Here is a 14,033-nt window from a genome sequence, read left to right as displayed (position 1 = left end):
CCGTGGAAAATTTAGATGTCATCACCATCGGCGAAGCTATGGCCATGTTTGTCGCCACCGAAACCGGCGATCTGGCCGAGGTGGAGCATTTTATGAAACGTGTCGCCGGCGCTGAGCTGAACGTCGCCACCGGCCTGGCGCGCCTGGGTCTGAAGGTCGGCTGGGTCAGCCGCGTCGGCAACGACAGCTTTGGCCGCTTCGTACTGCAATCGCTGGCGAAAGAGGGGATCGATAGCCACGCTGTCGCCATCGACAACCGCTTCGCTACCGGTTTCCAGATGAAATCGAAAGTCGAAAATGGAACCGATCCCATTGTGGAATATTTCCGTAAAGGTTCTGCCGCCAGCCATCTGTCGCCGGACGATTTTCGCGCCGACTACTTCACCAGCGCCCGTCATCTGCACCTGAGCGGTGTGGCCGCCGCGCTCTCTGAAAGCTCATATGCGCTGCTGGAGCATGCGGCGAAGGTCATGAAAGCCGAGGGCAAAACCCTCTCTTTCGACCCCAATCTGCGGCCGGTGCTGTGGAAAAGCGAAGCCGAGATGGTGGAGAAACTCAACCGTCTCGCCTTCCAGGCTGACTGGGTTTTGCCAGGCTTAAAAGAGGGCGTCATCCTCACCGGCCAGCAGACCCCGGAGGGGATCGCCGATTTCTATCTCTCGCGCGGCGTCAAGGCGGTGGTCATTAAAACCGGCTGCGACGGCGCCTGGTTCAAGAGCGCCAGCGGCGAACAGGGAACGGTTGATGCCATTAAAGTCGAAAACGTCGTCGATACCGTCGGCGCCGGCGACGGCTTTGCCGTCGGGGTGATTAGCGCCCTGCTGGAAGGCAAAACCCTGCTTCAGGCGGTGAACCGCGGCAATAAAATCGGTTCGCTGGCCATTCAGGTCCAGGGCGACAGCGAGGGGCTGCCCACCCGCGACGCGCTGGGCGAATAACATTTATACGCAACCATAACAGCCGTCCTGTACCCTACCTGCAGCGCGGCACAGCAGCGTCCGTTTCGACGGACGTATGTCACCTCATTGACAGAGGCAAGCCTATGAATAGCTCAACAAATGCAACGAAACGCTGGTGGTACATCATGCCTATCGTGTTTATCACGTATAGCCTGGCGTACCTCGACCGCGCCAACTTCAGCTTCGCCTCCGCGGCAGGCATTACCGAAGACCTGGGCATCACCAAGGGGATCTCCTCCCTGCTGGGGGCCCTGTTCTTCCTCGGCTACTTCTTCTTCCAGATCCCCGGCGCTATCTATGCGGAGCGCCGCAGCGTTCGCAAACTGATCTTTATCTGCCTGATCCTGTGGGGCGGCTGCGCCTCCCTGACCGGGATTGTGCATAATATCCCGGCGCTGGCGGCCATTCGCTTTATCCTCGGCGTCGTCGAGGCGGCGGTGATGCCGGCGATGCTGATCTATATCAGCAACTGGTTCACCAAATCCGAGCGCTCGCGGGCCAACACCTTCCTGATCCTCGGCAACCCGGTGACGGTCCTGTGGATGTCGGTGGTCTCCGGCTACCTGATTCAGGCCTTCGGCTGGCGGGAAATGTTCATCATCGAAGGGGTGCCGGCGGTGATCTGGGCCTTCTGCTGGTGGGTGCTGGTGAAAGATAAACCGTCGCAGGTATCCTGGCTGGCGGAGAGTGAAAAAGCCGCGCTGCAGGAACAACTGGATCGTGAACAGCAGGGCATCAAAGCGGTGCGTAACTATGGCGAGGCCTTCCGCTCCCGCAACGTGATCCTGCTCTGCGCTCAGTACTTTGCCTGGAGCATCGGCGTGTACGGCTTTGTACTGTGGCTGCCGTCGATTATCCGCAGCGGCGGCGAAAATATGGGGATGGTGGAAGTGGGCTGGCTCTCTTCGGTTCCGTACCTGGCGGCGACTATCGCCATGATCGTGGTCTCCTGGGCCTCCGATAAAATGCAGAACCGTAAGCTGTTCGTCTGGCCGCTGCTGCTGATTGGCGGACTGGCCTTCATCGGCTCCTGGGCGGTCGGCGCCAACCACTTCTGGGTCTCTTACACCCTGCTGGTGGTGGCTGGTGCGGCAATGTATGCGCCTTACGGCCCCTTCTTCGCCATTATTCCGGAAATGCTGCCACGCAACGTCGCCGGTGGCGCGATGGCGCTGATCAACAGCATGGGCGCCCTGGGCTCCTTCTGCGGCTCGTGGTTTGTCGGCTACCTGAACGGCGCCACCGGCAGCCCCGCAGCTTCCTATATTTTTATGGGGGTGGCGCTTTTCGCCTCAGTATGGCTGACTTTGATTGTTAAGCCTGCTAATAATCAAAACCTTCCACTTGGCGCTCATCACGCCTGAACGACTCACACTACGGAGATTCGCATGAAGCCGTCTGTCATTCTCTATAAAACGCTTCCCGACGACCTGCTACAGCGTCTGGAGGAGCACTTTTCCGTCACTCAGGTGAAAAACCTGCGGCCGGAGACCGTTTCGCAGCACGCTGAGGCCTTCGCCCAGGCTGAGGGCCTGCTGGGCTCCAGCGAAAAGGTTGACGCCGCGCTGCTGGAGAAGATGCCGAAGCTGCGTGCGACCTCCACCGTGTCCGTTGGCTATGACAACTTCGACGTCGAGGCGCTGAACGCCCGCCGGGTGCTGCTGATGCATACCCCGACCGTGCTGACCGAGACCGTCGCCGATACGATCATGGCGCTGGTGCTGAGCACCGCCCGCCGGGTGGTGGAAGTGGCGGAGCGCGTCAAAGCGGGCGAGTGGACGAAGAGCATTGGGCCAGACTGGTTCGGCACCGACGTACACCATAAAACCTTAGGTATCGTCGGCATGGGCCGCATCGGCATGGCGCTGGCGCAGCGCGCCCACTTCGGGTTCGGCATGCCGATCCTGTACAACGCGCGCCGCCAGCATCCGCAGGCAGAAGAGCGCTTCAACGCCCGCTATTGCGATCTCGATACCCTGCTGCAGGAAGCCGATTTTGTCTGCCTGATCCTGCCCCTGAGCGAAGAGACCCACCATCTGTTCGGTCAGGCGCAGTTCGCCAAAATGAAATCTTCCGCCATCTTTATTAACGCCGGGCGCGGCCCGGTGGTCGATGAGCAGGCGCTGATCGCCGCCCTGCAGGCGGGGGAGATACACGCTGCCGGCCTTGATGTCTTCGAGCACGAGCCGCTGGCTAAAGATTCGCCGCTGCTGAGCCTGCCGAACGTCGTCGCGCTGCCGCATATCGGCTCCGCCACCCATGAGACGCGCTACAACATGGCGGCCTGCGCGGTGGATAACCTGATCGATGCCCTGAACGGCAAGGTCGAGAAAAACTGCGTCAATCCGCAGGTAAAATAAGCCATAAAAAAACCCGGGTAGCGGCGGCCATCGCCCTCCCCGGGTTCTTTTTGCATTCTGTCCGTCATCCAGCCCGTTCGCCGCAGCTCACGTCAGCCAGACGGGGCATTAGCGGGTGGCGTTCACCGCCGCCGTCCATGCCTGATTAAACGCCTGATGCTGCGCCGCCAGCGGCCCAATCAGCGCATTATACTGGCTGGCCTGCTGCGAGGTCGGGAACTGAATGCCGTTGGCCACAAAGCTCACCTGGGTCCCCTGCTGAGCGACAAAATCCCCCACCTGAACCAGCTGCTGGGTAAAGATCTGCGCGGCCGGGATCAGCGGCTGCAGCGCGTCGGCTGGCGCGGTGACGACCTTGGCGTATACCTGATCGAAGACCGGCTTGAGATCGTCAGCCTGCTTCAGAGCGCCATGCGCGGCATCAGCCTGCATTTTGGCATTCTGCAGCTGCTGGCTGAGCACGCCCAGCGCGCCGTTCGCCTGACGCAGCGGCTCGCGCTGGGTCATATAGTCCTGCGGAACGCGGATCGCATTGACGCTATCCACCACCGGGCGCAGACCAGCGTCCATCGCCTGGCTCACCTGCTGCGAGTAGCCGTAGATCACCGCATAGTCAGAGACAAACGGCCCAAACTGTTTTTTCTGATCGGCGGTCAGCGTCGGCAGTCGTTCACCGCTACGCATCGCCGTATTCTGCAGGAAGTCGATAAACGCTTTGCGCTGATCGCCCTCTTTATCAAAACACCCACTCAGGCTAACCACCATTAATAAGGCCGCCATAGCCGCAAACCAGCGAGAGCAGGACTTTCCTGTCGCCATTTTTTTACTCCTTTCAGCCAAAAAAAGCGCACAAAGACACACACGTGCCAGACGCTGACAAGGATAGTCCAGCTCGGCCTCGCAGGATACCCTTTACTGCTAATCTTACGCAGGAAAAACGCCATTCCATACGCCGCTATCGCCGCCTGGCGCGTCTGTTATGCGCATCACAAATATGCGCTTTAAATCAGGCCGACGCATATCACGTAACTTATTGATATTCTTTAAACAAAAAATCCATCAACCGGCGCCTCGCCCGGAAGCGGACGATAATCGCACGCTTTGGCGCGCGCCCGGATTGCCTGGTCAGCGCTTCAATGATTTGATGAATGAGCGATTAACGGCGATACGTTCGATTATCGCACAAATCAAACTCAATGACGCGAAGGCGACGATAATAACAAACCTCTGTCCCTCGCTCAGTCTGCCAGGAAAGCCGTATGACTAAGACAACCATCGACATTCAGGCCTTTATCAACGAGCACCCCTTCACCCGCTACCAGTGGATGATCCTCGCGCTCTGCTTCATCACCGTCGCGATGGACGGGTTCGACACCGCGATCATCGGATTCATCGCCTCCGACCTGGTCCAGGAGTGGGGCGTGGAAAAATCCGCCCTCGGCCCGGTGATGAGCGCCGCGCTGGTGGGCCTGGCCGTCGGCGCGTTAACCGCGGGACCGCTGGCTGATCGTATCGGCCGCAAGAAAGTGCTGATTATGTCGATCGTGGTGTTCGGCGGATTCAGCCTGCTCACCGCCTTTGCCACCAGCCTTAACCAGCTGACGCTGCTGCGCTTTCTGACCGGCCTGGGCCTTGGCGCAGCGATGCCCAATGCCGCGACGTTAATGAGCGAATATGCGCCGGAGCGCCGTCGGGCGCTGCTGGTGAACCTGATGTTCGTCGGCTTTCCGATGGGATCGTCGCTGGGCGGCTTTTTATCCGCCTGGATGATCCCGCACTATGGCTGGCAGAGCGTGCTGGTGCTGGGCGGCGTGATGCCTCTCCTGCTGGCGGTGGCTTTAATTTTCCTGCTGCCGGAGTCCGCCCGCTATCTGGTGGTGAAGCGTCAGCCGGCGCAGCGCATTGCCGCCATCCTGCGGCGTATCGCGCCGCTGCCGGAGGCGGTGGAATTTGAGCTGCGCGAAGCAGGCCAGGTGAAAGAGAAGTCGGCTATCGGCGTCATTTTCTCCCCGCGCTACGCAGTGGGTACCGTGATGCTGTGCCTGACCTACTTCATGGGTCTGCTGATCTTCTATCTCCTGACCAGCTGGCTGCCGCTGCTGATCCGTGAAACCGGCGCATCGATGAGTCAGGCCTCAATTATCACCGCTCTGTTCCCGCTCGGCGGCGGAATTGGCGTGCTGATCCTCGGCGCCCTGATGGACAAGATCAACCCCAATAAGGTAGTGGCCGTCGGCTGGCTGCTGACCGGCGTTTTCGTCTGTCTGGTCGGCTTCTCCACCAGCAGCCTGGCGCTGATGGGAGTGATGGTGTTTATCGCCGGCAGTATTATGAACGGCGCGCAGTCGTCGATGCCGGCGCTGGCGGCAGGCTTCTACCCGACGCAAGGGCGCGCCACCGGCGTCGCCTGGATGCTGGGTATCGGCCGCTTCGGCGGGATCCTCGGTGCGTTCAGCGGCGCCTTCCTGATGCAGGCCCAGCTCTCTTTTGAGACCATTTTCACTCTGCTGGCCATCCCGGCGTTCCTGTCAGCCATCGCGCTGCTGATTAAATACCGGGTCAGTAAATCAGCGCCCGTGGCGACAGAGGACGCGAGAGGTCTGCAGAAAGCCTGATCGATAAGCCGGCGGCCCGCGCCGGCTTTGCCGCTTTTTTCTTATCCGTTTACAAAAATTTTCGAAGCCACGCCATCGCGTTAGTAATCATTCTCTTAGGCCCCGTTGCCGTTTGGCTGACGGGGCCGATTCGATAACCTGCTGGCAAATAATCACGGACGTTACCATCCTTTACGCCTTTTTCTGACTATTCTTAAAGAGCTTTAGAAAAATCTCTTCCGCTGTGTGATAAAAGGAGTTCTCAATGGAATATAAAGATCCCGTGTTTGAACTGCTGAGCAGCCTGGAACACATCGTTTTTAAGTACGATAATCAGACACTTACCTCAAACCGTAAGTCCACTGTGTTTAGTGAATTTGAACAGCTGCGTAAAGGCACTGGACTTAAGATTGACGACTTCGCCAACGCCATGGGCGTGAGCGTCGCCATGGTAAGAGAGTGGGAGTCGAGACGGGTAAGACCGTCCCCCACAGAGCTGAAATTAATGCGCCTGATTCAGGCCAATCCGCAGCTTTCAAGACAGTTACTCGATTAATCCAGCGCGCAGCGGCAAGGGCCAGTAAGGGAGCTTTTGCCGCTGCGCCGTAAAAAAAAAGTTTGCTATCAGGTGCTGAACGTGCGTTAATGCTCGCAGGTTTGATGTACAGACCACAGAGCAGTCGAATAGAGCAGTCCTTCTAAGGTTATCCAAAGATACCCCCGTAGTGAACTTTCCCTTTATCGCTTTAAATCTGTAGTCCAGACCGCTACGCCGCAAGGCTCACTTATTTTTTTAAAGGTAATTCACTATGTCCGGTAAAATGACTGGTATCGTAAAATGGTTCAACGCTGACAAAGGCTTCGGCTTCATCACTCCTGACGATGGCTCTAAAGACGTGTTCGTACACTTCTCTGCTATCCAGAACGATGGCTACAAATCCCTGGACGAAGGTCAGAAAGTCTCCTTCACCATCGAAAGCGGCGCTAAAGGCCCGGCAGCTGGCAACGTAACTTCTCTGTAAGTTCAAGCCGCTAAGAATCGAGAATCCCTGCCTGATGGCGGGGATTTTTTTTATCTGTCGCCAGCATACGATGGCGGCTGCCGGGCATTCAGAGTCGGGTATCGTGCCAGCCCGTTTCCCCCCACGTCAGGCTGTGGGTGAGTTTCAACCCCTGCAGAAACGCCTCGTCATGCGACACCACCACCAACGCGCCGGGAAACGTCGCCAGCGCACACTCAATGGCCTGTGTCGACGCTAAATCGAGATGGTTGGTCGGCTCATCGAGCAACAGCAGCTGGGCCGGATCGCGTCGCCAGAGCACGCAGGCCAGAGCCGCTTTCAGGCGTTCGCCGCCGCTGAGCGCCGCCAGCGGCAGGTTGACCTTATCGGCGCCCAGCTGCAGCTGCGCCAGACGGGTCCGCAGCAGCCCCTCATCCAGCGGAGTATCGTCCAGGCTCAGATGCGTTATCACCGATAACGACAGATCCAGCTGCGTCAGATGTTGATCCAGATAAGCGGCGCTCACCGACAGCCGGACATCGCCTGAGGCGGCCTGCTCCAGCCCCAGCAGCGTTTTCAGCAAGGTAGTTTTGCCACAGCCATTCGGCCCTCGCAGCGCGACGCGCATCGGACCATCCATGCGCCAGTCCAGCGGCGCAGCGGGGGAATGGGCGAGCTGCAATGCTTCCACGACCAGCACCTGCTTGCCCGCCGCCACTTCGCTGCCTGGCAGGGTGAACATCACCGGCGTATCCTCTTCCACCCGCTCTCGCGCCTGCTGCACAGCGCCATTCAGACTGCTGTTCTGTTCACGATGCTGACGGCGCAGCGTTCCCGGACGCTCTTTTGCCGCGCCTTTGTACTTCACGCGTTCGAAAGAGGCGATATTCAGGGTATCAACGGTACGCAGTGTCTGCGCCGAGCGCCGCTGGGCAGCATCATGCTCTTTTTGCATTCGCGCGCGGGTGCGTCGCCGCTCGGTCGTCGCATGGTCCAGCGCCGCGCGCGCCGCCTGCTGCTCCGCCTCGCGCTGCCGCTGATATTCGTCATAGTTGCCGCCGTAGCTGCGCAGCGCCGTCGGCGTCAGCTCGATGATCCTCGGCATCCGCGCCAGCAGTTGACGATCGTGGCTGGCGATCAAAGCTCCGCCGTGCCAGTTTTCCAGTTGCTGATAGAGCCACTCTCGCCCCTCACTGTCCAGATGGTTGGTGGGCTCATCCAGCAGCAGATAATCGGCGCCCGAGACGAAGGCGCCGCACAGCAGGGCCTTCATCCGCTCGCCGCCGCTGAGTGAAAAAGCGGGACGATCGGCAGAGAACGGCGGGAGAGCGGCTTCACGGAAAGCTAAACTCAGCCGATCGGGGAGATCCCAGTGGCCATCCAATAGCTCGAAATCGTCGGCCAGTCCATGACCCTGTTCAAGGCGGTACAAGGCGTCAAAGACCGGCGCATAGCCCAGCAGCGTAGCGAGGGTGGTCTCCGGCGTAAGCGTCGGCTGCTGCGCCACCCAGGCAATGGAAGCCGCGCGCTCGATATGGCCACCGGCAGGAGAATCAAGGCCCGCCAGCAGGCGCAACAGACGCGACTTACCGACGCCGTTCCGGCCGACCAGACCGCAAAGGGACGGTTCCAGCGAGACGTTGAGAGGACCAAACAGGGTCTGCCCCGTCGCAAACTGACAGGTGACCTGATGTAAAACAAAAGCGGGGATGTGGGCGCAATGAGCCATAAGCACTCCTGAATGAAATCAATACTCCCCTACCCGCAACGTCTGCGAGGTAAGGCGTGAAGTTCATCAGTCGTGTTTGTTCATTTGTAGGGCGCGCTCCAGTGAGACGAGGGATTCGTCGGGGCATAGGATAGCCACACTCCGCTATGAATTTCAAGCCCGTTTAATTCAACAATCGTTTAAAAATAAAAAGGCCTCCTGATATCAGGAGGCAAATGATTTATTTGGTGAACAATGAAAGGGTGCATTGAGAATGCCTGACACTGCAAGCATAGTGGGGATAGATCCCCACCAGATGCTCTTACTGTTTACTATCACAGGCTAAGAATGCCACCAGCTCACTATTTCCCTGCCTGAGCTGTAATTCACATAGCGAATCACGAACCATCCAGGTCAATAATAAAACAGTGAAGCAAATCACTATTAAGCCAAACAACAGATACTTTCGCGACACTCCTCGCCTCCCGTGTTGATTTTCAACAAGTAAGAGGCTACGCTTATGGTGTTCATGCATTAGGGGAGCCTCACTTTGATGACTATCAGGTGGGGCTTTTCTCTGTCTGTCTCCCGCTGAATACCTGAGACACACAGTCTCAAGCACCCGCCGCCATTCTAGCGTAAATAACTTGAGGAATTATGTTTATATATTCTTAAAATATTTTTTATTGATCAATGAAAATAATGAAAATATCAACGCCTGAATTATTAGCGGTTCGACTACTTATATTTCAGGTATAAAAAAACCTGCCCTGAGGCAGGTTTTTTTATTACCGATACGCTTACTGCAGCAGAGAAATATCCGCCACCTGCAGGAACAGTTCACGCAGTTTGGACAGCAGCGTCAGACGGTTGATGCGGACATCTTTGTCTTCGGCGTTGACCATCACGTTTTCGAAGAACTCATCCACCGGCTCGCGCAGGGCGGCCAGCTCAATCAGCGCATCCTGATAGCGGCCTGCGGCGAAGTACGGCTGCAGCTTGTCGCGCAGCACCACCAGATTGCCCGCCAGCTTAATTTCCGCCGCTTCTTTCAGCACGGAAGCGTGAACGATGTCGTTCAGCGTCTCGTCGGATTTCGCGAGGATGTTGGAGACACGTTTGTTCGCCGCCGCCAGCGCGGAGGACTCTTCCAGGGTACGGAAGTGCGATACGGCTTTCATGCGCGCATCGAAATCCGCCGGGCGGGTTGGACGACGCGCCAGTACCGCCTGGATAGTGTCGACGCCGTAGCCTTCGTCCTGATACCAGGCGCGGAAGCGGCCCAGCATAAAGTCGATCACGTCATCAACCACGTTGGCGTTGGTCAGCTTCTCACCGTACAGACGCACCGCTTCTTCGGTCAGCGTTTGCAGATCGAGGTTCAGGTTCTTCTCGACGATGATACGCAGGACGCCCAGCGCGGCGCGGCGCAGCGCAAACGGGTCTTTATCGCCTTTCGGGTGCTGGCCGATACCGAAGATACCCGCCAGGGTGTCCATCTTATCGGCAATCGCCACCGCGCAGGCCACCGGGTTAGACGGCAGCGCGTCGCCGGCAAAGCGCGGCTGATACTGTTCGTTCAGCGCCACGGCCACATCTTCCGCTTCGCCATCGTGGCGCGCGTAGTGCATCCCCATCACGCCCTGGGTGTCGGTGAACTCGAAGACCATGTTGGTCATCAGGTCGCACTTGGACAGCAGGCCCGCGCGGGTCGCGTGGTTCACGTCAGCGCCAATCTGCTCGGCAATCCAGCCCGCCAGCGCCTGAATGCGATCGGTCTTGTCGCGCAGCGTACCCAGCTGCTGCTGGAACAGCACGGTTTCCAGACGCGGCAGGTTGTCTTCCAGACGTTTTTTACGGTCGGTGTTGAAGAAGAACTCGGCGTCGGCCAGACGCGGACGGACCACCTTCTCGTTACCGGAGATGATCTGCTGCGGATCTTTCGACTCGATGTTGGCGACGAAGATAAAGTTCGGCAGCAGCTTACCGGCGTTGTCGTAAACCGGGAAGTACTTCTGGTCGCCCTTCATGGTGTAAACCAGCGCTTCAGACGGCACCGCGAGGAATTTTTCTTCGAACTTCGCCGTCAGCACCACCGGCCATTCCACCAGCGAGGTGACTTCTTCCAGCAGGCTTTCGCTCAGATCGGCTTGACCGCCAATCTTACGCGCCGCCTCTTCCGCATCGGCTTTGATTTTGGCTTTACGCTGTTCGTAATCGGCGATGACTTTACCGCGCTCCAGCAGGATCTGCGGGTACTGGTCGGCATGGTCGATGGTGAATTCCGGCTCGCCCATAAAGCGATGGCCGCGGATCACGCGATCGGACGGGATACCGAGGATAGTAGCCGGGATCACCTTGTCGCCCAGCAGCAGCGTGACGGTGTGAACCGGGCGCACGAAGTGGACGTCAGACGCGCCCCAGCGCATCAGTTTCGGGATCGGCAGCTTCGCCAGCGAGCTGGCAATCATGTTCGGCAGCAGCGCTTCGGTGCTTTCGCCCTTCACATGGGCGCGATACAGCAGCCACTCGCCTTTGTCCGTAGTCAGACGTTCGGCCTGATCGACGGTAATACCGCAGCCGCGCGCCCAGCCTTCGGCCGCTTTGCTTGGCTTGCCTTCGGCATCGAACGCCTGGGCAACGGCCGGGCCGCGTTTTTCCACTTCGCGATCGGCTTGCGCCGCCGCCAGGTTGGCCACCTTCAGCGCCAGACGACGCGGGGCGGCAAACCATTCCACTTTACCGTGCGCGAGGCCGGCGTTATCCAGCTCCGCGGTCACGTTCGCAGCAAAAGATTCCGCCAGGCTGCGCAGCGCTTTTGGTGGCAGCTCTTCAGTGCCGATTTCCACCAGAAAAGTATTCTCAGACATGGCCGCCTCTTATTTATTCTTGTTGCACATCGGGAAGCCGAGCGCTTCACGGGAAGCGTAGTACGCTTCCGCCACTGCTTTCGTCAGGGTGCGAATGCGCAGGATATAGCGCTGACGCTCGGTGACGGAGATGGCTTTACGCGCATCCAGCAGGTTGAAGCTGTGAGCCGCTTTCAGAATACGCTCGTAGGCCGGCAGCGGCAGCGGGGTCTCCAGCGCCAGCAGATGCTGGGCCTCTTTCTCATACTGCTCGAAGCAGGAGAAGAGGAAATCGACGTCGGCGTATTCGAAGTTATAGGTGGACTGCTCCACTTCGTTCTGGTGGAACACGTCGCCGTAAGTGGTTTTACCCAGCGGGCCATCGCTCCAGACCAGGTCGTAGACGCTGTCGACGCCCTGGATGTACATCGCCAGACGCTCCAGGCCGTAGGTGATCTCGCCGGTCACCGGCTTACACTCCAGGCCGCCCACCTGCTGGAAGTAGGTGAACTGCGTCACTTCCATGCCGTTGAGCCACACTTCCCAACCCAGACCCCAGGCCCCCAGCGTCGGATTTTCCCAGTTGTCTTCGACGAAGCGAATGTCGTGAATGGTCGGGTCCATACCCAGCTCTTTCAGCGACCCGAGGTACAGCTCCTGGATGTTGTCCGGAGAAGGCTTAATCACCACCTGGAACTGATAGTAATGCTGTAAACGGTTCGGGTTTTCGCCATAGCGGCCATCGGTTGGACGACGGGAAGGCTGTACGTAGGCGGTCGCCATCGGCTCCGGCCCTAACGCGCGCAGGCAGGTCATCGGGTGAGAGGTGCCGGCGCCGACTTCCATGTCCAGTGGTTGAACAATGGTGCAGCCCTGACGAGCCCAGTAATCCTGTAAGGTCAGGATCAGGCCCTGGAAGGTCCTGGTATCAAACTTTTGCATATGATTTCGTGCTGGATACGTGTGGATTTAAAGGAAGGAGTCAGTATACCCGCTGGCTGCGAGATATACAGTACGAAACGGCGTAGTTTCAGGAAAACGGACGAAATTTACGCCAGGCGGGGTCGATTCAGCGCATCGAAAGATGCATAAACTGGCCGTCGGGGTCAAAGGAACAGATGAAACGTTCATTCTTGCCGGTACGACCCGACAGCTCATAGCTCGCCTGGAATTGTTCAAGATGGTTCACGTCAACTAACTGCGTTTGCGTGTTATAGCGGATAGCGGCCTGATCCTTGCAAAGCTGCGCCATATTGAGCGTAGTTTGCGGTGTAATATGCGCGCGCTGCGCCTTTTGCGCCGGGGGGGAAACGGACTCGCTGCAGCCCGCAAGGAGCAGCGCCAGCATTATGGAAACGACACCTTTCACTACGTTCTCCTCCACCGCCTTGTCAGCAAGTTGTTATCGCAAAGATCCAGTATTACAGGTATTTTGCGAATATCATGAAACAGCGACAAGTCTGTGATCAAAAACTCAGACTAATCTCGTGCGACACCGGGGCATAAGGCGGGTCAGACCTTATATCGCCAGTAGACTTTGAGGGACTGATGCAAGAAAAGATACACTGGATCACCAACCTGCGCGGCATTGCCTGCATGATGGTGGTGATGATCCACAGTACCAGCTGGTATATCACTCATCCGCATACGATTACCCTGCTGCAATGGGATATCGCCAATCTGCTCAATTCCGCCTCCCGCGTCAGCGTGCCGCTGTTTTTTATGATCTCGGGGTATCTGTTTTTTGGGGAACGCAGCGCTCAGCCGCGCCATTTCTGGCGGATTGGCCTGTGCATTGCGTTCTATAGCGCGCTGTCTCTGCTGTATATCGCGCTGTTTACCCATATCAACGTCGGGCTGTCGTTAAAGAATTTGCTGCAGAAGCCCGTCTTCTACCACCTGTGGTTTTTCTTTGCTATCGCCGTTATCTATCTGCTCTCGCCGCTTATTCAGGTTAAATCCGTCAACGGCAAAATGCTGCTGGCGCTGATGGCGATCCTCGGCATTCTGGCCAACCCCAACATGGTTGGCGTCAAAGCCGCCGGGATTGAGTGGCTGCCGGTCAACCTCTATATCAATGGCGACACCTTTTATTACGTGCTCTACGGTGTGCTGGGCAGGGCTATTGGCACCCTGGATACCGATAAAAAATGGCTGACCCCGCTCTGCGCCGCGCTGTTCCTCGCCGCCGTGTGGGTCATCTCCCGCGGCACGCTGCATGAGCTGCGCTGGCGCGGGGACTTCGGCGACACCTGGTATCTCTACTGCGGGCCGGCGGTGTTCGTTTGCGCGGTCGCCCTGCTGACGCTCGCCAAAAACTGGCTGAACGCGCGTCCCCTGCCCGGTATCGAATGTATTGCACGTCATTCTCTGGGAATTTACGGCTTCCATGCCCTGATTGTGCATGCGCTGCGCGCCAGCCATCTGGAACTGAGCCGCTGGCCGCTGCTGGATATTGTGTGGATTTTCAGCGCCGCCCTGCTCGGCAGCCTGCTGCTGTCCGGCCTGGTGCAGCGGGTTGATAGCCGGCGGCTGGTCAGTTAACGACCTGCCGCCGAGAGC

Annotated in this window: 14 protein-coding genes; 8 read left to right on the top strand and 6 right to left on the bottom strand. The window is 58.1% G+C overall.

Annotation, left to right across the window (positions count from 1 at the left end):
- Positions 1–2 precede the first annotated feature (2 nt).
- From MKR05_RS12785 to ghrB, 3 genes are all read left to right on the top strand, one after another.
- Positions 3–938 (top strand): sugar kinase, encoded by a 936-nt coding sequence (locus MKR05_RS12785; protein ID WP_008806889.1) that lies wholly within the window; start codon positions 3–5, stop codon positions 936–938.
- Between the two features lie 104 nt (positions 939–1,042).
- Positions 1,043–2,323, top strand: coding sequence for an MFS transporter (locus MKR05_RS12780; protein ID WP_004205006.1), 1,281 nt, complete (start codon positions 1,043–1,045; stop codon positions 2,321–2,323).
- Positions 2,324–2,347: 24 nt separating this feature from the next.
- Entirely contained in the window at positions 2,348–3,319 is a 972-nt protein-coding gene (ghrB, locus tag MKR05_RS12775) for a glyoxylate/hydroxypyruvate reductase GhrB (protein ID WP_023291320.1), read from the top strand.
- 108 nt (positions 3,320–3,427) lie between these two features.
- Here ghrB and MKR05_RS12770 read toward each other — a convergent pair whose 3' ends face one another.
- Positions 3,428–4,138, bottom strand: coding sequence for a DUF3053 domain-containing protein (locus MKR05_RS12770; protein ID WP_002921929.1), 711 nt, complete (start codon positions 4,136–4,138; stop codon positions 3,428–3,430).
- A gap of 160 nt (positions 4,139–4,298) precedes the next feature.
- Here MKR05_RS12770 and MKR05_RS12765 point away from each other — a divergent pair, with 160 nt between their 5' ends.
- From MKR05_RS12765 to cspA, 4 genes are all read left to right on the top strand, one after another.
- On the top strand, positions 4,299–4,586 hold the full coding sequence (locus tag MKR05_RS12765) for a hypothetical protein (protein ID WP_085551480.1): 288 nt from the start codon (positions 4,299–4,301) through the stop codon (positions 4,584–4,586).
- Positions 4,579–5,934, top strand: coding sequence for an MFS transporter (locus MKR05_RS12760; protein WP_023291321.1), 1,356 nt, complete (start codon positions 4,579–4,581; stop codon positions 5,932–5,934). Before MKR05_RS12765 ends, MKR05_RS12760 begins: the two co-directional genes overlap by 8 nt.
- Positions 5,935–6,178: 244 nt before the next feature.
- Entirely contained in the window at positions 6,179–6,469 is a 291-nt protein-coding gene (locus MKR05_RS12755; protein WP_284118611.1) for an HTH-type transcriptional regulator, read from the top strand.
- A gap of 253 nt (positions 6,470–6,722) precedes the next feature.
- Complete coding sequence (gene cspA / locus MKR05_RS12750) at positions 6,723–6,935, top strand: RNA chaperone/antiterminator CspA (protein ID WP_000014594.1); 213 nt, start codon at positions 6,723–6,725, stop codon at positions 6,933–6,935.
- Between the two features lie 88 nt (positions 6,936–7,023).
- Here the strand turns inward: cspA and MKR05_RS12745 are convergent, their stop codons facing one another.
- The 5 genes from MKR05_RS12745 to MKR05_RS12725 all read right to left on the bottom strand — a co-directional run bounded on the left by MKR05_RS12745 (position 7,024) and on the right by MKR05_RS12725 (position 12,840).
- Entirely contained in the window at positions 7,024–8,643 is a 1,620-nt protein-coding gene (locus MKR05_RS12745) for an ATP-binding cassette domain-containing protein (RefSeq protein WP_248569191.1), read from the bottom strand.
- A 301-nt stretch (positions 8,644–8,944) separates the two neighbouring features.
- Positions 8,945–9,097, bottom strand: coding sequence for a type I toxin-antitoxin system toxin HokA (hokA, locus tag MKR05_RS12740; protein ID WP_032454338.1), 153 nt, complete (start codon positions 9,095–9,097; stop codon positions 8,945–8,947).
- A gap of 325 nt (positions 9,098–9,422) precedes the next feature.
- The gene (glyS, locus tag MKR05_RS12735; RefSeq protein ID WP_023291325.1) at positions 9,423–11,492 is read right to left on the bottom strand and encodes a glycine--tRNA ligase subunit beta; all 2,070 of its coding nucleotides are present in this window, start codon (positions 11,490–11,492) and stop codon (positions 9,423–9,425) included.
- Between the two features lie 9 nt (positions 11,493–11,501).
- Positions 11,502–12,413 (bottom strand): glycine--tRNA ligase subunit alpha, encoded by a 912-nt coding sequence (glyQ, locus tag MKR05_RS12730; RefSeq protein WP_023291326.1) that lies wholly within the window; start codon positions 12,411–12,413, stop codon positions 11,502–11,504.
- 127 nt (positions 12,414–12,540) lie between these two features.
- Positions 12,541–12,840, bottom strand: coding sequence for a YsaB family lipoprotein (locus MKR05_RS12725; RefSeq protein WP_074186682.1), 300 nt, complete (start codon positions 12,838–12,840; stop codon positions 12,541–12,543).
- Positions 12,841–13,019: 179 nt separating this feature from the next.
- Between MKR05_RS12725 and MKR05_RS12720 the strand changes: the two genes are divergently transcribed.
- Positions 13,020–14,015 carry an acyltransferase gene (locus MKR05_RS12720; RefSeq protein ID WP_032454339.1) on the top strand — a complete coding sequence of 332 codons (996 nt, stop codon included), beginning with the start codon at positions 13,020–13,022 and terminating at the stop codon, positions 14,013–14,015.
- Positions 14,016–14,033: the final 18 nt, after the last annotated feature.

It is taken from the genome of Klebsiella sp. K5-204, assembly GCF_030128585.1.
Classification (GTDB): Bacteria; Pseudomonadota; Gammaproteobacteria; order Enterobacterales; family Enterobacteriaceae; genus Klebsiella; species Klebsiella quasipneumoniae.
This window is presented reverse-complemented; position numbering and strand designations above follow the sequence as displayed.

Excerpts from the sequence above, each read along its gene's own strand:
- MKR05_RS12780 (WP_004205006.1), top strand. The coding sequence starts at position 1,043 with ATGAATAGCTCAACAAATGCAACGAAACGCTGGTGGTACATCATGCCT.
- ghrB (WP_023291320.1), top strand. The coding sequence starts at position 2,348 with ATGAAGCCGTCTGTCATTCTCTATAAAACGCTTCCCGACGACCTGCTA.
- MKR05_RS12770 (WP_002921929.1), bottom strand. The coding sequence starts at position 4,138 with ATGGCGACAGGAAAGTCCTGCTCTCGCTGGTTTGCGGCTATGGCGGCC.
- MKR05_RS12765 (WP_085551480.1), top strand. The coding sequence starts at position 4,299 with ATGCGCATCACAAATATGCGCTTTAAATCAGGCCGACGCATATCACGT.
- MKR05_RS12760 (WP_023291321.1), top strand. The coding sequence starts at position 4,579 with ATGACTAAGACAACCATCGACATTCAGGCCTTTATCAACGAGCACCCC.
- MKR05_RS12755 (WP_284118611.1), top strand. The coding sequence starts at position 6,179 with ATGGAATATAAAGATCCCGTGTTTGAACTGCTGAGCAGCCTGGAACAC.
- cspA (WP_000014594.1), top strand. The coding sequence starts at position 6,723 with ATGTCCGGTAAAATGACTGGTATCGTAAAATGGTTCAACGCTGACAAA.
- MKR05_RS12745 (WP_248569191.1), bottom strand. The coding sequence starts at position 8,643 with ATGGCTCATTGCGCCCACATCCCCGCTTTTGTTTTACATCAGGTCACC.
- glyS (WP_023291325.1), bottom strand. The coding sequence starts at position 11,492 with ATGTCTGAGAATACTTTTCTGGTGGAAATCGGCACTGAAGAGCTGCCA.
- glyQ (WP_023291326.1), bottom strand. The coding sequence starts at position 12,413 with ATGCAAAAGTTTGATACCAGGACCTTCCAGGGCCTGATCCTGACCTTA.
- MKR05_RS12720 (WP_032454339.1), top strand. The coding sequence starts at position 13,020 with ATGCAAGAAAAGATACACTGGATCACCAACCTGCGCGGCATTGCCTGC.